The organism is Mycobacterium bourgelatii (assembly GCF_010723575.1).
Classification (GTDB): Bacteria; Actinomycetota; Actinomycetes; order Mycobacteriales; family Mycobacteriaceae; genus Mycobacterium; species Mycobacterium bourgelatii.
Window position 1 is genome coordinate 1,912,334 of sequence record NZ_BLKZ01000001.1, and the last position, 19,798, is coordinate 1,932,131.

Sequence of the window (19,798 nt, forward strand, 5' to 3'; positions counted from 1 at the left end):
TGAGCGTCAGTCAGATCCGAGCAGTTCCAGCATCCGCTTGAAGTCGCGTTGCTCCGACTCGCTGAGCCGGGCGAGGAAGCGGGCATCGGCGCCGCGTACGACAGCTTCGGCGCGCTTGAGCAGGTTTCGACCGTCGGGGGTGAGTGTCGCCGGCAGCGAGCGACCAGAGGACACCGTCGCGGGCCGGCCCACGGCCCCGATCTCCTCCAGCCGACGCAGCACCGTGTTCATGGCCTGCGGCGAGACGCCTGCTCGACGGGCCAGTTCGGCATTGGACGAACCTGGCGACTGCGAAAGGATGCGCAGGCAGACGAACTCGGGAAGCGTCAGGCCCAGCGGTCCCAACGCGGCGGAGACTTCTGGCCGCAACACCACCCCCACCCGATAAAGCAGGTAGCCCAGCGGGGCGTCCTCGGCGTGACCCATGTCAAGGATCTTGACATATAGGAAGGGGGACGCCTAACGCTCGGTGCTCTGACGCTCGGTGCCCTACGCTCAGTGGCCTTTGAGCAACAAGCCATATCCGTTGGCGATCAGGCTGCACTTGAGTGCGGACGTCGGCGTGTTTTCGGTGAGCCAGGCCCTGATCACGGCGAGCTGTTTGGTTGCGGGCTCGTGGTTGGCATTGAGCTGCCGCAGCAACTTCGATGCGGTGCTCGGGGCACTCGAAGCGGTGTCGATCATTGCAATTACTACCTCTCGTTCGGGCTGGTGGTTACCCGAACCGCCCCCTCGGCAAACTCTCCGGACCCGACAATGACGCGTCCGGCCGGCAAACGCAGGATCTACGACGGCGACGGTTAATGCGGTGAATGCTGCGTGTTGACCGCTCGCTGGGGAGTGTGGAGACGGGTGTATTGAGTACTCGCGAGTGTCGCTTCAGCAAATACAGAGATTTCGCCGGCATCAATGCCGAAGCGCTCCATCAGAATGCCCTTGGCCTGCCCCTCACGTCGCCCCAGGCACGGGCGCCGCGAGATTCTTCATCGCGGCGAAATATGTTCCATGCCTACGCGGCGTGGGCGGCAAGAGCCCAGTCCGAACTCCGCGCCCGACATTCGCAGCGAGGCCCGCTGCGGCGAGTCGCGAATCCCGAATTCGGTACCACCCGGGTATGGGCATTGTCACTACCGCGGGCATGCAGCGCAGAATGCGCAGGTCAGGCGGCTGAGCCCGCAGGGTCCACCAGACGCGCAGGGTGCGGCTCATGTTTGAGTCTGCCGGGCAATGGCTATGGGTCAGGACGGGGGTGGTCCTCGCAATGACATGCGCACCTTGCGCCAGCGAGGAATCGCAAGCGACTCAATACGGAGGGAGTCTGTATGAAATTCACCAAGACAGCAGTCAAAACGACAATTGGAGCGGTAGGAATTGCGGCCGCCGCCGCTTTTAGTGCGGCACCAGCAATGGCTGCTCCGAGTATTCACCAGTTCGGCACCAGTGCCCCGATCAGTAGCGGTCCGTTGGTGACCGCCTACACGGTCAGCAACCTGGAGCAGAGCAACACCACGATTCCGGGTTACACCCCGAAGGGGCAGCTGTGGGAGGCCGACGTGACGGCAGTGGCCACCAGCGGCACGGTGACCCCACTGGTCTCGTCGTTCCACGCGCGGACGGCGACCGGTCAGAACTACGAGGTCGTCAACACCACGCCGGCGCCTGAGGGTCTTAACCCGGCGCCCATCACGCAGGGTGGCCAGGCTTCCGGCAAGGTCTACTTTGACGTGACCGGCACGCCGCCGAATGGTGTCGTGTACAACGACGGCGTCCAGGACGTCTTGATCTGGACGAACAACGCGAGCAACACGGTTCCGGGCTCGGGCGGCATGGCCCCGACCCATGAGGGAACCGGGATGTCCCCGGCGCCCGAGGGGACCGGCTCCGCGACCCCGGCAACTGAGGGAACCGGCGAAACGTCAGGTGCATGAGCCGCGTAATTCGCTAACATCTCACGCCCCTACGGGCCCGTAGCGGGCCCGACTAGGACCTCCCCGCGTCAACGTCGACGCGGGGAGGTCGCTTTTCTCGGTACTGTCGCTTTTCTCGGTATTAAGGACTCGGGTTAGGACGTGGTCGCCAACGTCAGATCGGGTATGCACCACAGATGACTCGTTCCGATCACCGGCCACCCGAAGTCCGTGAACAAGCTCAGCACCACGCCGATCAGGCCCGCCAGTCCATGCAGGAGAAGCGCGGCAAGCAGGACGGCGGGGTGAGTGGCTGGGTGGCCAAACGCGCGGGCGACTGGGATCTGGAAGGGCAAGACGAAGCCACCATGCAACGCCAGAAGTTCTTCTGGAACTTCTTGGTTGACTACTGGTTCCGGATGGAGATCGACGGCTGGGAGAACATTCCCAAACCGCCGGCGCTGCTGATCGGCATTCACTCCGGTGCACCGTTCGTCTGGGACGCGTGGACCGTGGGCCTGCAATGGTGGCGGCGGTTCGGCCCGGAACGCAAGCTGCATGGGACGGCCCACGACGCGCTGATGGCGATACCGGGCTTCGGTCGGTATTTCCGGTCCATGGGTGTCCTGCCCGCCGCCCCGGACGCTATCGCGACTGCACTGGCCGAAGGCCGCGATGTGGCGCTATGGCCCGGCGGCGAAGTGGATTCGTTACGGCCGTGGCGCGAGCGTGACCGCGCCAACCTGGCGGGACGCACCGGGTTCGTGAAGATGGCGATCCGGGCCGGGGTGCCGATCGTGCCGATCGCGACGGTAGGCGGTGCCGATGCCATGCCCGTGCTGATCCGCGGCGACCGCCTCTCGCACACGCTGCGACTTGATCGGCTGCTGCGGCTCAAGGTCTTCCCGCTGGCTATCTCGCTGCCGTGGGGAATTGCGCCGGCGGCACTGCCGCAGCTACCCCTACCGGCCAAGATCAGAACCCGCTTCATGCCCGCGGTCGAACTCGACAGCGATGCCGCCCGCGCCGACGACGAGGCCTACGTGGACGCGAAGTACCACGAGGTCCAGGACAGCATCCAAAGCGGCATGGATGCGCTGGCGCGCAAACGGGCGCTGCCAGTGTTCGGCTGAACGGCTATCGCGCGATCGAGCCGTCGGCGAGCGGCCGGAAGGTCGGCTCGGTGAGAACCCAGCGGGCCTGTGGCCATGTCACCGCCATGTAGCCAACGCCGCGCACCGTCTCGACCATCGACCCGTAGTCGGGGCCCAGCTTGGCGCGCAGCCGTCGGATATGGACGTCGACGGTTCGGACGCGCGCCTTTGAGTCATAGCCCCACACCTCACGCATGAGCCGAGTTCTAGAGAATGCCCGCCCTGCGTGCTGCACGAGGAAGTTCAGCAGCTTGAACTCGGTCAGTGTTAATCCTAGGTCGCGCCCATCGCGGGTCACCGAGTAGCGGTCAGGGTGCAGCACCAAGTCGCCGAAGTGCAGGGTGCTCTGCAATGCGCTGCGACGGCGGGTGATGGCCAAGCGCAGCCTGGTCTGCAACTCAGCACCGCTGGCGGCGCTCAGCAGCACGTCGTCGAATTGCCAATCGATGTCGGCGTCGATGAAGTCGGCCAGCGCCACGACGGCGACGACGGCCATTGCCGGGGCCATTGCCGGTGTATTGGCCGACAATCGACGGCACACCTGGCGGGCCGTCCCAAGGTCGGTGCGCGCGTCGATGATCGCGACGTCGGCCTCGCCACCAGGCAGATTGTCGATGTCTACCGGCACCCGCCGAATGGCGTGCGCGAATGAGTCCAACGTCGGCAACGCTGACCCAAAGTCGGCATCGTTGCTAACCAGAAGGACTTCCACAAGAACATCTCCCAACCCATCAAAAGGGTCCCACTACTCGTAGGCACCTCCTTGGGAGATGACCGCCAGCGCAGCGCGAGTACCCAATTCAGGCCAGAAGTATGCAAATGGGCGAAATCGCCTTGCGGATTCACAGGAAAGGTTCCACAGAAAGCCGATGGGCCCGGCCTGTCCCCACAGACCGGACCCATCGTTCCGTCAAGCTATTGGTGTGCTGCTATTGGTGTGACTTCTGGCGCTGCTCGGCCGTCTCGGCGGCGGCGCGGGCGGCTTCCGCCTGGGCTTCCTTCTTGGCGACGTCGCGCTGCGCTTCGGCCTTGTCCTGCTGGGCTTCGCCCTCGTTGATGAGGTCGCCGCGGCCCGTGACGGTGCCGACGACTTCCTTCGCCCTGCCCTTGACTTCCTCGACGACGCCTTTGACGGCCTCGGCGGGACCCGACTTGTTGTCGCCCATGTTGAAGTTCTCCTCGATGATGGAATTTGGCCCGTTTGGCGGTGCATTACCGCGTTGGAACGATTCCCAAAGCGTTGCGTGGCCAAACATGCCAGTCGGGCGAAGGTCGGTAGCAGGTCAAATGTGCACCCGGCCCACAACGAAGCCTGCCGATGAGGCAGGATGTGAGATGCCGTTCCGGGGTGGTTACCGGGATGGCACTGTCATGCGAGGAGTCTGATGACGGAAACCGAGCCAACGAGCACGAACGGCGGGCGGATCAACCAAGTTTCCCGCTCCTCGTCGCGGTATTCACGAGTGTTGCTCAAGCTCGGTGGCGAAATGTTCGGCGGCGGGCAGGTCGGTCTGGATCCCGACGTGGTGTCCCAGGTGGCGCGGCAGATCGCCGATGTGGTCCGCGACGGTGTGCAGATGGCGGTCGTCATCGGTGGCGGCAACTTCTTCCGCGGCGCGCAACTGCAACAGCTCGGTATGGAGCGCACCCGGTCGGACTACATGGGCATGCTCGGAACGGTGATGAACAGCCTTGCGCTGCAGGACTTCCTGGAGAAGGAAGGCATCGTCACCCGGGTTCAGACGGCGATCACCATGGGTCAGGTGGCCGAGCCGTACCTTCCACTGCGGGCGGTTCGCCACCTGGAAAAGGGCCGGGTGGTGATTTTCGGCGCCGGCATGGGGCTGCCGTATTTCTCCACCGACACGACGGCGGCGCAGCGGGCCCTGGAGATCGATGCGGACGTGGTGTTGATGGCCAAGGCCGTCGACGGCGTGTTCACCGCGGATCCGCGGGTTGACCCCAACGCCGAGCTGCTGACCGCGATCAGCCACCGCGAGGTGATCGACCGGGGGCTGCGGGTGGCCGATGCCACCGCGTTCAGCCTGTGCATGGACAATGGCATGCCGATCTTGGTGTTCAACCTGCTGACCGATGGCAATATCGCCCGAGCGGTCTCTGGTGAGAAGATCGGAACGCTGGTTACCACCTGAGGGGAAACCGCGCGCATGATTGGCGCCAACGACGATGCACAGCGCAGCGATGAGGGGAAGACGCGGACATGATTGAGGAGGCTCTCTTCGACGCCGAAGAGAAAATGGAAAAGGCCGTGGCGGTAGCCCGTGATGACCTGTCAACTATCCGCACCGGGCGCGCCAACCCCGGCATGTTCGCCCGGATCTCGATCGATTACTACGGCTCGCCGACGCCGATTACCCAGCTGTCCAGCATCAACGTGCCTGAGGCGCGGCTGGTGGTGATCAAGCCGTACGAAGCCAGCCAACTGCACGCCATCGAGACGGCGATTCGCAACTCCGACTTGGGCGTCAACCCCACCAATGACGGCACCCTGATTCGCGTGGCGGTACCCCAGCTCACCGAGGAACGCCGCCGGGACTTGGTCAAGCAGGCCAAGCACAAGGGCGAGGAAGCGAAGGTCTCGGTACGCAACATCCGTCGCAAGGCGATGGAGGAACTGCATCGCATCCGCAAGGACGGCGACGCCGGGGAAGACGAGGTGACTCGGGCCGAGAAGGATCTCGAGAAGACCACGCACCAGTACGTCGCCCAGATCGACGAGCTGGTCAAACACAAGGAAGGCGAGCTGCTGGAGGTCTAGGGACCACTCAGCAGCTGAGTTCATTGACTTCCGTGACAAGTACCGATGCCGGCGCCGGCACCCACCCCGATGAACCGGCGAACGGTTCGTCGCAGCCTGCCAAGAAGACGTCGAGGGCGGGACGTAACTTGCCCGCGGCGATCGCGGTAGGCGCCGGTATTGGTGCCGTCCTCATTGCGACGTTGCTACTCGTCCCGCGAAGTTGGATGTTCTATTGCGCCGGGGCGGCCCTGGTAGCCAGCCATGAGGTCGTTCGGCGGTTACGGGAAGCGGGATATCTCATCCCGGTTATCCCGTTGCTGGTCGGGGGACAGGCCACCGTCTGGTTGACCTGGCCGTATCACGCCAAGGGCGCATTGGCGGGGTTCGGCGGCATGGTCGTGGTCTGCATGATCTGGCGGTTGTTCATGCAGGACTCTCGCGAGCACAACGGTGGGGGTCCGCCGTCATCGAGCAATTTCTTGCGGGACGTTTCCGCCACCGTTTTTCTCTGTGCGTGGGTTCCGCTGTTCGCGGCCTTTGCCGCGATGCTGTACGACCCGCGGCACGGTGCGAGCTGGGTGTTCTGCATGATGATCGCGGTGGTGAGCTCCGACACTGGCGGATACGCGGTGGGAGCGCTCTTCGGTAAGCACCCGATGGTTCCGGCGATCAGCCCGAAGAAGTCCTGGGAGGGTTTCGGCGGTTCACTGGTCTGCGGGATCACTGCGACTGTGCTTACCGTCACCTTTCTGGCCCATAAGGAGCCGTGGGTGGGTGCGTTGCTGGGGCTGTTGTTCGTGGTCACCACCACCCTGGGCGACCTGGTGGAGTCGCAGGTGAAGCGCGATTTGGGCATCAAAGACATGGGTCGGTTGCTGCCCGGTCACGGTGGCTTGATGGACCGTCTCGACGGTGTCCTGCCGTCGTCAGTGGCGGCGTGGACCGTCCTGACGTTGCTGCCCTGACGCTTGCTCTGACGCGGCCGTGACCGGCTGGCGGCGAAACGCGACGATAATGGACGGGTCATGGCTCAACAGCTGGTGTTCGAGGCACCGCGTCGGGGGAAACCGCCGCGGCATTTAGCGGACCTCGACGCGGCCGGCCGCGCGGCGGCGGTGGCCGAGCTGGGCCTGCCGGCCTTTCGGGCGAAGCAACTCGCGCACCAGTACTACGGGCGACTGATTGCCGATCCGCGGCAGATGACCGACCTTCCTGTGGCAGTTCGCGAGCAGATCGCCGAGTCGATGTTTCCGACGCTGCTCACCCCGGCGCGCGACGTCACATGCGATGCCGGTCAGACACGGAAGACACTGTGGCGGGCTTTGGACGGCGCCACGGTGGAGTCGGTGCTGATGCGGTACCCCCAGCGCAATACCGTATGCATCTCGTCGCAGGCCGGCTGCGGCATGGCCTGCCCGTTCTGTGCCACGGGGCAGGGCGGATTGACCCGCAACCTGTCGACGGCCGAGATCCTCGAACAGGTGCGTGCCGGCGCCGCCGCGCTGCGCGACGATTTCGGGGATCGGCTGTCGAACGTCGTCTTCATGGGCATGGGGGAGCCGCTGGCCAACTACGCGAGGGTGGTAGCGGCGGTGCGACGCATCACCGAACCCCCGCCGTCCGGCTTCGGGATTTCGGCGCGCTCGGTGACGGTATCCACGGTCGGTCTGGCTCCGGCGATTCGCAAGCTTGCCGACGAACGGCTCGGCGTGACGCTCGCGCTGTCCTTGCACGCACCCGACGACGAACTGCGCGACACGCTCGTGCCCGTCAACAACCGGTGGAAGATCAGTGAGGCGTTGGACGCCGCTCGGTACTACGCCGACGTCACGGGTCGGCGGGTCTCGGTCGAATATGCGCTGATCCGGGACGTCAATGACCAACCGTGGCGGGCGGATCTGCTGGGCAAACGATTGCACCGGGCGCTCGGGCCGCTGGTCCACGTGAACCTGATCCCGCTCAATCCGACGCCAGGCAGCGACTGGGATGCGAGCCCCAAGCCAGTGGAGCGGGAATTCGTCAAACGCATTCGGGCGCAAGGGGTTTCGTGTACGGTGCGGGACACTCGCGGCAGAGAGATTAGTGCCGCCTGTGGACAGCTGGCCGCCGAAGGCGGGTAGCTGGAGCTCAGGCGATTCAGGTCCAGCCTGTGGACAGCTGGCCGCCGAAGGCGGGTAGCTGGAGCTCAGGCGATTCAGGTCCAGCCTGTGGACAGCTGGCCGCCGAAGGCGGGTAGCTGGAGCGCGGATTGTTGCTCCTTCGTGATGAACCGGCCGGGCGGGGATTCCGTCATCAAGGCAAATCCACAGCAAAGGAGCGCTTGATGAGCTTTCGCCCGGTGTCACTGCTTCGAATTGTCGCGGCGGTGGCAGCCACGGTTGCCCTGATGAGTGGTTTGGCGACCGCGCCCCGTGCGGTCGCCGCCGATGACCGCCTGAACTTCACCGGAACCACCCTCAGCGGTGCCCCGTTCAACGGCGCCAGCCTGCAGGGAAAGCCGGCGGTGTTGTGGTTCTGGACGCCGTGGTGCCCGTTCTGTAACGCGGAGGCTCCCGCCATCAGCAAAGTGGCGGCCGCCAATCCCGGGGTCACCTTCGTCGGCATCGCGGCCCATTCCGACCCGGCCGCAATGCAGACCTTCGTATCGAAGTACGGCCTGAACTTCACCAACCTCAACGACGCCGACGGCGCGATTTGGGCTCGCTACAACGTGCCGTGGCAGCCGGCCTGGGTGTTCTACCGCGCCGATGGGTCCTCGACCTTCGTGAACAACACCACGTCGGCGATTTCCCAGGATGAATTGGCCGGCCGAGTCGCAGCTCTCACCCGCTGAGGCGCCCTGCCATGGATGTTGCTCTGGTTGGGTTGGCGTTCGCCGCCGGGTTGGTGGCCGCGCTGAATCCATGCGGGTTCGCCCTGTTGCCGGCGTACCTGCTGCTGGTGGTCCGCGGATCCGCCGAACGCTCCAGCCCCCTCAGCGCGGTCGGTAGAGCGCTGGCGGCCACCGTCGGAATGGCGCTCGGCTTCCTGACGGTGTTCGGTCTCTTCGGAGCGCTGACGATCTCGGCGGCCTCGACGGTGCAGCGGTACCTCCCGTATGTCACGGTGCTGATCGGTGTGGTGCTCGTTGGCCTGGGGGTCTGGCTGCTGTCCGGACGTGAACTGGCCGGCTTGGCCCCGAAATCGCTTGGCACGCAATGGGCGCCGACCGTGCGGATCGGTTCCATGTACGGCTACGGCGTCAGCTATGCGATCGCGTCGCTGTCCTGCACCATCGGGCCCTTCCTCGCGGTGACCGGGGCCGGCCTTCGCGGCGGCTCGGTGATCGGAAGTGTGGCGATCTATCTCGCCTACGTCGGCGGTCTGACCCTGGTGGTCGGTGTGCTCGCCATCGCCGCGGCGTCGGCGAGTTCGGCGGTGGCCGACCGACTGCGCCGGATTCTGCCGTCCGTCAACAAAGCAAGCGGTGTCCTGCTGGTGGTGGTCGGTTTGTACGTGGGTTACTACGGCGTCTACGAGTTGCGCCTGATCACCGGCGCCAGCGCGAATCCGAACGACGCGGTGATCTCCGCGGCTGGACGACTGCAGGGCCTGGTGGCCGGCTGGATCCACAACCACGGCGGGTGGCCATGGCTACTGGCGTTGGCGGTGTTGGTCATCGGCGCGGTCGCCGGTTCGTGGTACCGCAGCCGCTACGGTCAAGCACGCCGTTGACCCCAGACACACTTTGAGGTGGCCGTGGGCGTCGAGATTCACCGGGCGACCCCGGTGCGCGCTACCTGATCCAGCCGCGGCGACGGCCCCACCAGTCGCGCACCAGGACGAATAGGGAGAGTGCTGCGAACACGATCAGGAAGACGTCCTCCACGTGGCCGACGTGGTTGCCCCGCAGCATCACCAGCAGAAAGCCGACGATGAAGAGGCCGGTGAGGTGCCAGGTGCGAACGTTGATCTTGCTCCAACCCCACGCTGCGGACGGCACCTCGGCGGGGTCAACGCCGTTGAACTTATCCACTTCGGTACTGGCCACAGCGATCCCTCCGGTTTGGACTGGACTGCGAACTGACATGCACTGCGTCAACATTCTGGCACATGCGACTTTGCCCGCGATCCGGTCCGCACCGGCAGGGATCATCTGGGGATTCAGGACGTGATTCAGGCTGGCGGCATCAACACGGTGTCGATCATGTACACCTGCGCATTTGCCGTGGACACGCCACCGCAGACCACTCCCGCGTCGTTGACCCGCAGGTTGTTGCCGGCGCCGGTCACCGTCACGCTGGCGCCTTGCAGGGTCTTGTGGGTGCCGACGACCTGAGCAGGGCTCGCCTGGCCGGAGACGACGTGGTAGGTCAGGATGCTGTTCAGCAGCGCCGAGTCGGTCTTGAGCTGGTCAATGGTCGCCGCCGGCAGCTTGGCGAAGGCGGCGTCGGTGGGCGCGAACACGGTGTACTGCCCGTTGTTGAGCGTGTCGACCAGGTTCACCTGCGGGTTGAGCTTGCCGGACACCGCCGACGTCAGGGTCGTCAGCATCGGGTTGTTCGAGGCCGCCACGGCGACCGGCACCTGCGACATGCCCTGCACCGAGGCCGGCCCAGACGGATTGGCCGCGGCGTAGTCAGCACAAGCCGGACCGACCGGATCGCTCGCCGACGCGACCGGGGACATGGCTACTGTCAGGGCCATCAGCCCGGCAGCTGCGAGACCGGTTGCGGGCAATGTCTTTTGCAGTTTCATGGGTGGTTGCTCCTCTGTTGTGGGACGGCTGGTGCCGGTCCGTTGGCTCCCCGACATAAGTGCTTCGGAGCCGGTGTGGCCGCGGTTGGGAATCAGCCGTAAGTGAAGGAAAAAACTTGCAGTCCCTTGCTGGGGCGCACCTCGACCGTTCCGGCGCCCTGCGCACCGTCGGCGACGATTTGGTGGGCGGTCGGCGGTCCGCTCACCGGCACGGTGGTTTGCTTCCCGTCCCGCAGCACCGTCAGGGTCCCGGTTCCGCCGACCACGATGTAGACGTTGGCGGCGTGGTAGTTCAGCTTGATGGCCGAGGAGTCGGTGTCTGCGGTTGCGCCCTGATAATCCAACGACCAGCGCCCGCTCAGGGCGAACTTGTCGGCCGCCAGGTCCGGCGGGTAGACGAACGCGGCCGACCCCTCGTCGTACACGCCACCGCCGCCGAAGTTGACCATCTTGCCGACCCCGAGGTACGTCTCGGGCGTCAGGACGGTGCGTGGGGTGAGGTCGGGTGCATCGACCGGCTTGGGCAGCGTGACGCCGGGCTTGGCGTTGGCCAGCAGCTGCCGGATCAGGGCTTCGGTGCCGTCGTAGTCGCCCTCGCCGAACTTGATGTGACGCACGGTGCCGTTGGCGTCGATCAGATACTCCGCCGGCCAGTACCGATTGCGGTAATTCGTCCAGGTGGAGTAGCTGTTGTCCAGCGCAATCGGATAGGTGATGCCGAGATCGGCCGCCCCTTTGACGACGTTGCCCGTGACCCGTTCGAAGGCGTACTCGGGGGTGTGCACGCCGATGACTTCCAACCCACTGTTTTGGTAGGCCTGATACCAGCCGACGACGTGGGGGATGGCCCGTTGGCAGTTGATGCATGAGTACGCCCAGAAGTCGATCAGGACGACCTTGCCGCGCAAGGACTCCAAGGTGACGGGCCGCCCGTCCGGTGTGTTGAGCCACGCCTCGATGCCCCTGAGATCCGGTGCGGTGCCGCAGCTTTCGAGTTCTCGGGCGCCGTTGCTGCAGTTCGACAGCCGTGCGTTCTGGTCGTTGACGATGCCGCCGAGGTTGAGCTTCTCCCGAATGGTGTCCGATCCGCCGACCCTTTCCTGCAGCGACGCCGTGTAGTCGGGAATGGCGCGCTGCAACATCGCGGGCAGGTTAAACACCAGCGCGACCGCGAGCAGGATCGTCACAATGCCTGCGCCGATGCGGATCTCGCGCTGGCGTCGCCGAAAAGCATTCACCCGCTCCGCGATCCGCTTACCGGCCAGGGCGAAGAACAGCAGCGGCAGCGCGGCACCGATCGCAAAAGCCGCGGTGAGCACGACGGTGCCCACGCCGATCGTCGCAGTGGCCCCGGCCACCACGATCGCCGCCAGGACCGGGCCCGCGCACGGGACGTACAGCACACCCAGCGCCAAACCAAGTCCGAAACCGCTGCCACGGGAATCGAATTGCTTCTGCGGGATCCGCGAGAACGGCCGCTCCAGTAACTGCTCGAAGCGCGGGAAGATGAGTCCAACGCCGATCGCCACCAAGGCGACCAACGCGACCCAACGGATGGCGTCCTGTGGTAGGTGCAGCACAGACAGCAGCGCAGACCCCAGCAGGGTGACCACGCTGAAGCTGAGCACCAGTCCGCCGATCACCCGGTAGGGGCGCAGCGCGGCCGATAGCGAACGCCTTTCGGCCTTGGTTTTAACGGCAACGGCACCTTCGGATTTCGCCGCCGAGTCGGGGGCGCTCTGGGCGCCGGAGAAGAAGATCACCGGCAGCACCGGCAAGATGCATGGCGATATTCCAGTGATGAGGCCGCCGAGGAAGCCGACGAGTGCGAGGGTCAACATATCTACTATTCGTTGCCGGTCTCGACGCGGATTGGGCAGGCCGACAACAGGTTTGCGCATGAGTAAAGCGCCAGAAACGGCGAAGCAGCCCGCGGGGACGGGCTGCTTCGCCGTGACGGGGGATGGCGTTAGCTCGGAGGCATCAGCACGGTGTCGATCATGTACACCGTCGCGTTGGCGGTGTGTACCCCTCCACACACCAGCCCCGCGTTGTTCACCATGAGCGCGTCGCCGCTGCCCATCACCGTTACGTCGCTGCCCTGAAGCGTCTTGCGGGTGCCGTCGATCTTGCTCGGGCTCGCCTGACCGTTCACCACGTGGTAGGTCAGGATGCTGCTGAGCAACTGGGAGTCCGTCTTGAGTTGTTCGATAGTGGCCGCGGGGAGTTTGTCGAAGGCGGCGTTCGTCGGCGCGAAGACGGTGTACTCGCCGCTGTTGAGGGTGTCGACGAGATTGACGTTCGGGTTCAGCTTGCCCGACAACGCTGAGGTCAGCGTGGTGAGCATGGGGTTGTTGGACGCGGCGGTTGCGACCGGGTCCTGCGCCATTCCGGCCACCGAGCCCGGGCCCTGGGGATTCTGCGCCGCGTACTGCGAGCAGCCCGTACCGATCAGGTCGGCCGCAGGATCGGCCATGGCGGGTGTTCCGGCGGCCGGCGACGCACCCATGGTCGCGGGGGCTGGGCTACCGGTGTTCTGCGCTGCGGGTTTGGTGTCCGAACACCCCGCCAATCCCGCGATGGCCACCGCTGCAAGACCTGCGGCCGCCACTGTCTTGGCATGCACTTTCCTCATCACGTGTTAATTCCTTTGTTATTGACGGCTTTTGGTGCCGCCTCGCTGGTTGAACACAAGTGATTCGGAGTGACCGGGGTCATAGATGGGTCCAGACGGCACTTCGTCGTAGTTGGGGATCCGCGATTTGGTGCCGGCAAGCGGCACAATGGGTGAGTGACCACCCCGACCGATGAGTGGCCCGAGCGCCGTCTGCGGGTGCTGGTGCTGGGCAGCACCGGCTCGATCGGCACCCAGGCGCTGGAAGTCATCGCCGCCAACCCGGACCGTTTCGAGGTAGTGGGTTTGGCCGCCGGGGGCAAGAACCTTGAGACGCTGCTGCGCCAACGAGCCGAGACCGGGGTGACCAACATCGCCGTTGCCGACGACGACGCGGCGCGGTCGGCCGGCGACATCCCCTACAGCGGACCCGAGGCCGTCACCCAGCTGGTGGAGAACACCGAGGCCGACGTCGTCCTGAACGCCCTGGTGGGGGCCCTGGGTCTGCGGCCCACCCTGGCCGCCCTCGCGACGGGCGCGCGCCTGGCCCTGGCAAACAAGGAATCACTGGTCGCCGGTGGCCCCTTGGTGCTTCGGGCGGCACGCCCCGATCAGATCGTGCCGGTCGACTCCGAGCACTCCGCCCTGGCCCAGTGTCTGCGCGGCGGCGCTGCCGAGGAAGTGGCCAAGCTGGTGCTCACCGCCTCGGGTGGTCCGTTTCGGGGCTGGTCGGCGGCGGACCTTGCAGACGTCACCCCCGAACAGGCGGGGGCCCACCCGACGTGGTCGATGGGTCCGATGAACACGCTGAACTCGGCGTCGCTGGTCAATAAGGGGCTCGAGCTAATCGAGACCCACTTGTTATTCGGCATCCCGTACGACCGCATCGAGGTCGTCGTTCACCCGCAGTCGATCGTGCACTCGATGGTCACCTTCTTCGACGGCTCGACCATCGCCCAGGCCAGCCCGCCGGACATGAAGCTGCCGATCTCGCTGGCGTTGGGCTGGCCGCGGCGGGTCGCCGGCGCGGCCGCTGCCTGCGACTTCACCACCGCATCCACGTGGGAGTTCGAGCCGCTGGACGCCGCGGTGTTCCCGGCCGTCGACCTGGCCCGGGAGGCGGGTGAACGCGGTGGCTGCCTGACGGCGGTCTACAACGCCGCTAACGAAGAAGCCGCCGAAGCCTTCCTGGCCGGGCGGATCGGATTCCCGGCCATCGTCGGCACCATCGCTGAAGTGCTGCAAGCTGCCGACCAGTGGGCCGCGGAACCAGCTAACGTGGATGACGTACTGGAGGCGCAGCGTTGGGCCCGAGACCGAGCGCAACGCGCGGTCGCCGCAGTCTCCATGGCTTTAGAAAGGTCCTGACACCTCGATGATGTTCATAGTCGGCATAGTGCTCTTCGCGCTGGCCATCCTGGTATCGGTGGCCCTGCACGAGTGCGGTCATATGTGGGTGGCTCGCGCCACCGGTATGAAGGTGCGCCGCTATTTCGTCGGCTTCGGTCCCACGCTGTGGTCGACTCGGCGCGGCGAAACCCAGTACGGCGTCAAGGGCGTCCCGCTGGGCGGTTTCTGCGACATCGCCGGAATGACCCCGGTCGAAGAACTCGCGCCGGACGAGCAGGAACGCGCGATGTACAAGCAGAAGACCTGGAAGCGGGTCGCGGTGCTGTTCGCCGGACCGGGAATGAACTTCGTCATCTGCATCGTGCTGATCTACTTCATCGCGGTGATCTGGGGGCTGCCCAACCTGCACCCGCCCACTCAGGCAATCGTCGGCGAAACCGGCTGTGTCGCTGAGGAGACGACGCAGGGGCAACTCGCCAAGTGCAACGGCCCCGGCCCGGCTGCGATCGCCGGAATTCGCCCCGGCGACGTCATCGTCAAGGTGGGCGACAAACCGGTCTCCACGTTCGAGGAAATGGCCGCGGCGGTGCGCAAACAACACGGCAACGTGCCGATCGTCGTTGAACGTGACGGCACCCCGATCACGCTCAACGTCAACGTCCAGTCCACTCAGCGCTATATCCCCAACAGCGAGGGCAAAGAACTCAAGCCCGCCAACGTCGGCGCCATCGGCGTCGCCGCGCAGCACATCGGACCCACGCAATACAACCCGATCACCGCGGTGCCCGGCGCCATCGGATTCACCATCGACCTGACCGTCGAGGTAGGCAAGGCGATCGCCAAGATTCCCACCAAAGTCGGTGCCCTGGTGAACGCCATCAGCGGCGAGCAGCGCGACCCTGAAACACCGATGAGCGTGGTCGGCGCGAGCATCATCGGCGGTGACACCGTCGACCACGGACTATGGGTGGCGTTCTGGTTCTTCCTGGCCCAGTTGAACCTGGTGCTCGGGGCGATCAATTTGCTGCCGTTGTTGCCTTTCGACGGCGGGCATATCGCCGTCGCGTTCTACGAGAAGATCCGCAACTCCATACGGTCGGCACGCGGCAAGGCCGCCGCGGCTCCGGTGAACTACCTCAAGCTCATGCCCGCGACCTATGTGGTCCTGGTTTTCGTCGTCGGGTACATGCTGTTGACCGTCACCGCTGACCTGGTCAATCCGATTCGGCTATTCCAATAGCCAGAAAGAAGGCATGGCAGTGACTGTTGGCCTGGGCCTGCCGCAGCCCCCGGCGCCCACGCTGGCCCCTCGACGCAAGACGCGTCAGTTGATGGTCCGTGACGTCGGGGTCGGCAGCGATTATCCGATCGCGGTGCAGTCGATGTGCACCACCAAGACGCACGACGTGAACTCCACCCTGCAACAGATCGCCGAACTGACGGCAGCCGGCTGCGACATCGTCAGAGTCGCCTGCCCGCGTCAGGAAGACGCCGACGCGCTCGCCGAGATCGCCAAGCACAGCCAGATCCCGGTGATCGCCGACATCCATTTCCAGCCGAAGTACATCTTCGCCGCCATCGACGCGGGGTGCGCGGCGGTGCGGGTCAACCCCGGCAACATCAAGGAGTTCGACGGCCGGGTCGGGGAAGTGGCCAAGGCCGCGGCTGCCGCCAACATCCCGATCCGCATTGGCGTCAACGCCGGCTCCCTGGACAAGCGGTTCATGCAGAAGTACGGCAAGGCCACCCCCGAGGCGCTGGTCGAATCGGCGCTCTGGGAGGCCTCGCTCTTCGAGGAGCACGGCTTCGGCAACATCAAGATCAGCGTCAAGCACAACGACCCCGTCATCATGGTTGCCGCCTACGAGCAGCTGGCCGCACAGTGCGACTACCCCCTGCATCTAGGCGTCACCGAGGCCGGTCCCGCATTCCAGGGCACCATCAAGTCGGCGGTGGCTTTCGGCGCGCTGTTGTCCAAAGGAATCGGCGACACTATCCGGGTTTCGTTGTCGGCCCCGCCGGTGGAGGAAGTCAAGGTCGGCACCCAGATTCTGGAATCGCTGAACCTGCGGCCGCGCGGGCTGGAAATCGTGTCTTGCCCGTCGTGTGGCCGGGCGCAGGTCGACGTGTACACCCTGGCCAACGAGGTCACCGCCGGCCTCGACGGCCTGGACGTGCCGTTGCGGGTGGCCGTGATGGGATGCGTCGTCAACGGCCCTGGTGAAGCGCGCGAGGCCGACCTGGGCGTGGCCTCGGGCAACGGCAAAGGCCAGATCTTCGTCAAAGGCGAAGTGATCAAGACCGTGCCCGAAGCGCAGATCGTCGAAACGCTCATCGAAGAGGCGATGCGGCTCGCTTCGGAGATGGGCGAAATGAACGATCACGATCCTGGTTCGACTGCGAGCGGTTCGCCGGTTGTGACCGTAAGCTAATGGTGGCCGAATTCGCGGCCGCCCATTCGCACCCAGAGTTCTAGCGCAGAGAGTTCCACAGAATGTCGGCTCCGCCCATCATGCGCCTCGTCGGTGAACGGCGGGTGTCCGTGGTTCGCGACGCCGCCGCGGTATGGCGGGTTCTCGGCGCCGATCCGGTCGAAGCCTGCATGGTCGCCGCGCGCGTCGCCGACTACGGCATCGAGCCCAATGCGATTGGCGGCGAATTGTGGACCGTTCGGGGCGTCGACGAGTCGCTCTGTTTCGCCGGTGCCAACCTCATTCCGCTGCGCGGTGGACTGATCGATCTCAACGCCTTCGCCGACGAGGCGATGAGCACGACGCGGCGGTGCTCGTCGCTGGTGGGACGGGCCGATCTGGTGCTGACGATGTGGCGGCGGCTGGAATCGGCCTGGGGCCCGGCGCGCGATGTTCGTGACAACCAACCGCTGATGGCCCTCAACAGCCACCCCAACTGCGCGCTCGACACCGAAGTGCGACAGGTCCGGCCCGAGGAACTCGACGCCTACCTGGTGGCCGCGGTCGACATGTTCATCGGCGAAGTGGGCGTGGACCCGCGACTGGGCGACGGCGGTCGCGGCTACCGTCGCCGCGTGGCCAACCTCATCGCCGCGGGCCGGGCGTGGGCACGGTTCGAGCACGGCCAGGTCGTGTTCAAGGCCGAGGTGGGTTCGCAATCACCGACGGTGGGACAGATCCAGGGAGTCTGGGTGCATCCCGAGTGGCGGGGTCTGGGGCTTGGCACCGCGGGCACGGCCACCCTGGCGGCGGTGATCGTCGGGAGCGGACGCATCGCCAGCCTGTACGTGAACGACTTCAACACGGTGGCGCGGGCCGCCTACGCACGCGTGGGCTTCAAGGAGGTCGGCACGTTCGCGACGGTGCTGCTGGACTAACCCGCGACCACTCGGCCGCGAATAAAACCTCGACGTAACGGTTCGGTCTCGGTGTGTCGGCGCCCGTGGCTACGCCACAGCTCTAACATCAGCACCGATGGTAACGAGAACAACAGTAGCCTCATCTGTCACAGCGGTGATGGTGCTGGCCGCCGTGACCCTGCTGCCCGCCTGTACCCCGCGCCCCGAAGGTCCCGGTCCGGCAGCCGAGAGGTACTTCGCCGCGCTGTCCGTCGGCGACACCGCGACGGCCGCTCAGCTCACCGACAACCCCAACGAGGCGCGCGAAGCCCTCAACGCGGCGTGGGCGGGACTGCAGGCCACGCACCTTGATGCGCAGGTGCTCGGTTCGAAGTACGCCGAGGACGTGGGCACCGTCGCCTACCGCTTCACCTGGCATCTGCCCAAGGACCGGACTTTCAGCTACGACGGCCAGCTCAAGATGGCCCGTGACGAGGGCCGTTGGCAGGTCCGTTGGACGACCACCGGCCTGCATCCCAAACTGGGCGAACATCAAACCTTCGCGCTGCGGGCGGACAAGCCCCAGCGGGCTTCGGTGAACGAGTTAGGCGGCACCGATGTCCTCGCGCCGGGGTACCTCTACCACTACTCGCTGGACGCCACCAAGGCCGGGCGCGACCTGTTCGGGATCGCCCACGCCGTGGTCGACGCGCTGCATCCGTTCAACGAAGCGTTGAACGATCCGCAGTTGCTGGCCGAACAAGCAAGTTCCATGACCGAGCCGATGGACCTTGGGGTCACGCTGCGCGTCGACGACAGCAATCGGGTCTTCGCGGCGATCGGGGGGCTGCCGGGTGTCGTGGTCACTCCGCAGGCCGACCTGCTGCCGACCGACGACCACTTCGCACCGGTCGTCATGACCGAGGTGAAAAAGGCCGTCATCGACGAGCTCGACGGCCAGGCGGGCTGGCGGGTGGTCAGCGTCAACCAGAACGGCGTCGACGTCGCCGTGTTGCACGAGGTCGAACCGACACCAGCGCCGTCGGTCTCGATCACCCTGGACCGGACCGTGCAGAACGCCGCCCAGCACGCCGTGGACACCAGGGGCGGCAAGGCGATGATTGTCGTGATCAAGCCCTCTACCGGCGAGATCCTGGCGATCGCGCAGAATGCCGGCGCCAACGAGGACGGCCCGCTCGCCACGACCGGGCTCTTCCCGCCCGGATCGACGTTCAAGATGATCACTGCGGGAGCGGCCGTCGAGCGTGACATGGCAACCCCCAACACGATGCTCGGTTGTCCCGGACATCTCGACATCGGCCACCGCACCATCCCGAACTACGGCGGCTTCGATCTGGGTGTGGTGCCGCTGTCGCGTGCGTTCGCGAGCTCCTGCAACACCACATTTGCAGAGCTGAGCAGCAAGCTGCCGCCTCGCGGCCTGACCCAGGCGGCGCAGCGCTACGGCATCGGGCTCGACTATCAGGTGGAGGGAATCACCACGGTGACCGGTTCGGTGCCGCCGACCGTGGACCTCGCCGAGCTCACCGAAGACGGCTTCGGTCAGGGCAAGGTGCTGGCCAGCCCGTTCGGCATGGCTTTGGTGGCGGCCACGGTGGCGGCGGGCAGAACCCCGGTTCCGCAGTTGATCGCCGGGCGGCCGACGATCGTCCAGGGCGATACCACGCCGATCACCCCAAAAATGGTGGAGGCGCTGCGGCCGATGATGCGGCTGGTGGTGACCAACGGCACCGCCAAAGACATCGCCGGCTGCGGTGAGGTCTACGGCAAGACCGGTGAGGCCGAATTCCCGGGGGGATCGCATTCCTGGTTTGCCGGGTACCGCGGCGACATGGCCTTCGCGGCACTGATCGTCGGGGGCGGCAGCTCGGAATACGCGGTCCGGATGACCAAGGTGATGCTGGACTCGTTGCCGCCCGGCTTCCTTGCCTAGCCAATAACGCG

General features: G+C 65.6%; 21 protein-coding genes. 13 read left to right on the forward strand and 8 right to left on the reverse strand.

Annotated elements, in window-relative coordinates:
- Positions 1 to 6: 6 nt before the first annotated feature.
- Both G6N68_RS08490 and G6N68_RS08495 read right to left on the reverse strand, forming a co-directional pair.
- Positions 7 to 426: a MarR family winged helix-turn-helix transcriptional regulator gene (locus G6N68_RS08490; RefSeq protein ID WP_163710356.1), complete on the reverse strand. Its 420-nt coding sequence runs from the start codon at positions 424 to 426 to the stop codon at positions 7 to 9.
- Between the two features lie 69 nt (positions 427 to 495).
- Positions 496 to 684, reverse strand: a complete 189-nt coding sequence (locus G6N68_RS08495) for a hypothetical protein (protein WP_163710359.1) — start codon at positions 682 to 684, stop codon at positions 496 to 498.
- A 722-nt stretch (positions 685 to 1,406) separates the two neighbouring features.
- Here G6N68_RS08495 and G6N68_RS08500 point away from each other — a divergent pair.
- Complete coding sequence (locus tag G6N68_RS08500; protein ID WP_308205900.1) at positions 1,407 to 1,928, forward strand: MPT63 family protein; 522 nt, start codon at positions 1,407 to 1,409, stop codon at positions 1,926 to 1,928.
- Between the two features lie 176 nt (positions 1,929 to 2,104).
- On the forward strand, positions 2,105 to 3,040 hold the full coding sequence (locus G6N68_RS08505; protein WP_163710365.1) for a lysophospholipid acyltransferase family protein: 936 nt from the start codon (positions 2,105 to 2,107) through the stop codon (positions 3,038 to 3,040).
- A 4-nt stretch (positions 3,041 to 3,044) separates the two neighbouring features.
- Here the strand turns inward: G6N68_RS08505 and G6N68_RS08510 are convergent, their stop codons facing one another.
- Together G6N68_RS08510 and mbp1 are read right to left on the reverse strand one after the other, a co-directional pair.
- On the reverse strand, positions 3,045 to 3,773 hold the full coding sequence (locus tag G6N68_RS08510; protein ID WP_163710368.1) for a winged helix-turn-helix domain-containing protein: 729 nt from the start codon (positions 3,771 to 3,773) through the stop codon (positions 3,045 to 3,047).
- Positions 3,774 to 3,990: 217 nt separating this feature from the next.
- Positions 3,991 to 4,227 carry a microaggregate-binding protein 1 gene (gene mbp1, locus G6N68_RS08515; RefSeq protein ID WP_163710371.1) on the reverse strand — a complete coding sequence of 79 codons (237 nt, stop codon included), beginning with the start codon at positions 4,225 to 4,227 and terminating at the stop codon, positions 3,991 to 3,993.
- Between the two features lie 219 nt (positions 4,228 to 4,446).
- Between mbp1 and pyrH the strand changes: the two genes are divergently transcribed.
- From pyrH to G6N68_RS08545, 6 genes are all read left to right on the forward strand, one after another.
- On the forward strand, positions 4,447 to 5,214 hold the full coding sequence (pyrH, locus tag G6N68_RS08520; RefSeq protein ID WP_240355421.1) for a UMP kinase: 768 nt from the start codon (positions 4,447 to 4,449) through the stop codon (positions 5,212 to 5,214).
- 68 nt (positions 5,215 to 5,282) lie between these two features.
- Entirely contained in the window at positions 5,283 to 5,840 is a 558-nt protein-coding gene (gene frr, locus G6N68_RS08525; RefSeq protein WP_163710374.1) for a ribosome recycling factor, read from the forward strand.
- 32 nt (positions 5,841 to 5,872) lie between these two features.
- The gene (locus G6N68_RS08530) at positions 5,873 to 6,787 is read left to right on the forward strand and encodes a phosphatidate cytidylyltransferase (protein ID WP_163710377.1); all 915 of its coding nucleotides are present in this window, start codon (positions 5,873 to 5,875) and stop codon (positions 6,785 to 6,787) included.
- 60 nt (positions 6,788 to 6,847) lie between these two features.
- Positions 6,848 to 7,942 (forward strand): dual-specificity RNA methyltransferase RlmN, encoded by a 1,095-nt coding sequence (gene rlmN, locus G6N68_RS08535; protein ID WP_163710379.1) that lies wholly within the window; start codon positions 6,848 to 6,850, stop codon positions 7,940 to 7,942.
- 203 nt (positions 7,943 to 8,145) lie between these two features.
- Positions 8,146 to 8,655: a disulfide bond-forming protein DsbE gene (gene dsbE, locus G6N68_RS08540; protein ID WP_163710383.1), complete on the forward strand. Its 510-nt coding sequence runs from the start codon at positions 8,146 to 8,148 to the stop codon at positions 8,653 to 8,655.
- 11 nt (positions 8,656 to 8,666) lie between these two features.
- Positions 8,667 to 9,536, forward strand: coding sequence for a cytochrome c biogenesis CcdA family protein (locus G6N68_RS08545; RefSeq protein ID WP_163710385.1), 870 nt, complete (start codon positions 8,667 to 8,669; stop codon positions 9,534 to 9,536).
- Positions 9,537 to 9,597: 61 nt separating this feature from the next.
- Here the strand turns inward: G6N68_RS08545 and G6N68_RS08550 are convergent, their stop codons facing one another.
- The 4 genes from G6N68_RS08550 to G6N68_RS08565 all read right to left on the reverse strand — a co-directional run bounded on the left by G6N68_RS08550 (position 9,598) and on the right by G6N68_RS08565 (position 13,194).
- On the reverse strand, positions 9,598 to 9,852 hold the full coding sequence (locus tag G6N68_RS08550; protein WP_205351276.1) for a DUF2631 domain-containing protein: 255 nt from the start codon (positions 9,850 to 9,852) through the stop codon (positions 9,598 to 9,600).
- A gap of 125 nt (positions 9,853 to 9,977) precedes the next feature.
- Complete coding sequence (locus G6N68_RS08555) at positions 9,978 to 10,559, reverse strand: fasciclin domain-containing protein (RefSeq protein ID WP_163710392.1); 582 nt, start codon at positions 10,557 to 10,559, stop codon at positions 9,978 to 9,980.
- A 92-nt stretch (positions 10,560 to 10,651) separates the two neighbouring features.
- The gene (locus G6N68_RS08560) at positions 10,652 to 12,400 is read right to left on the reverse strand and encodes a cytochrome c biogenesis protein DipZ (protein ID WP_163710394.1); all 1,749 of its coding nucleotides are present in this window, start codon (positions 12,398 to 12,400) and stop codon (positions 10,652 to 10,654) included.
- Between the two features lie 128 nt (positions 12,401 to 12,528).
- A complete protein-coding gene (locus G6N68_RS08565) occupies positions 12,529 to 13,194 on the reverse strand; it encodes a fasciclin domain-containing protein (RefSeq protein WP_163710397.1) in 666 nt (221 codons plus the stop codon).
- 156 nt (positions 13,195 to 13,350) lie between these two features.
- Between G6N68_RS08565 and dxr the strand changes: the two genes are divergently transcribed.
- The 5 genes from dxr (at position 13,351) to G6N68_RS08590 (ending at position 19,787) form a co-directional block, all read left to right on the forward strand.
- Positions 13,351 to 14,541: a 1-deoxy-D-xylulose-5-phosphate reductoisomerase gene (gene dxr / locus G6N68_RS08570; protein ID WP_163710400.1), complete on the forward strand. Its 1,191-nt coding sequence runs from the start codon at positions 13,351 to 13,353 to the stop codon at positions 14,539 to 14,541.
- Between the two features lie 7 nt (positions 14,542 to 14,548).
- A complete protein-coding gene (locus tag G6N68_RS08575; protein WP_163710402.1) occupies positions 14,549 to 15,763 on the forward strand; it encodes a M50 family metallopeptidase in 1,215 nt (404 codons plus the stop codon).
- 19 nt (positions 15,764 to 15,782) lie between these two features.
- The gene (gene ispG / locus G6N68_RS08580) at positions 15,783 to 16,955 is read left to right on the forward strand and encodes a flavodoxin-dependent (E)-4-hydroxy-3-methylbut-2-enyl-diphosphate synthase (RefSeq protein WP_163718357.1); all 1,173 of its coding nucleotides are present in this window, start codon (positions 15,783 to 15,785) and stop codon (positions 16,953 to 16,955) included.
- A gap of 62 nt (positions 16,956 to 17,017) precedes the next feature.
- Positions 17,018 to 17,872, forward strand: a complete 855-nt coding sequence (locus G6N68_RS08585; protein ID WP_163710404.1) for a GNAT family N-acetyltransferase — start codon at positions 17,018 to 17,020, stop codon at positions 17,870 to 17,872.
- A 97-nt stretch (positions 17,873 to 17,969) separates the two neighbouring features.
- Positions 17,970 to 19,787, forward strand: coding sequence for a penicillin-binding transpeptidase domain-containing protein (locus tag G6N68_RS08590; RefSeq protein WP_163710408.1), 1,818 nt, complete (start codon positions 17,970 to 17,972; stop codon positions 19,785 to 19,787).
- The last annotated feature ends 11 nt before the right edge of the window (positions 19,788 to 19,798 follow it).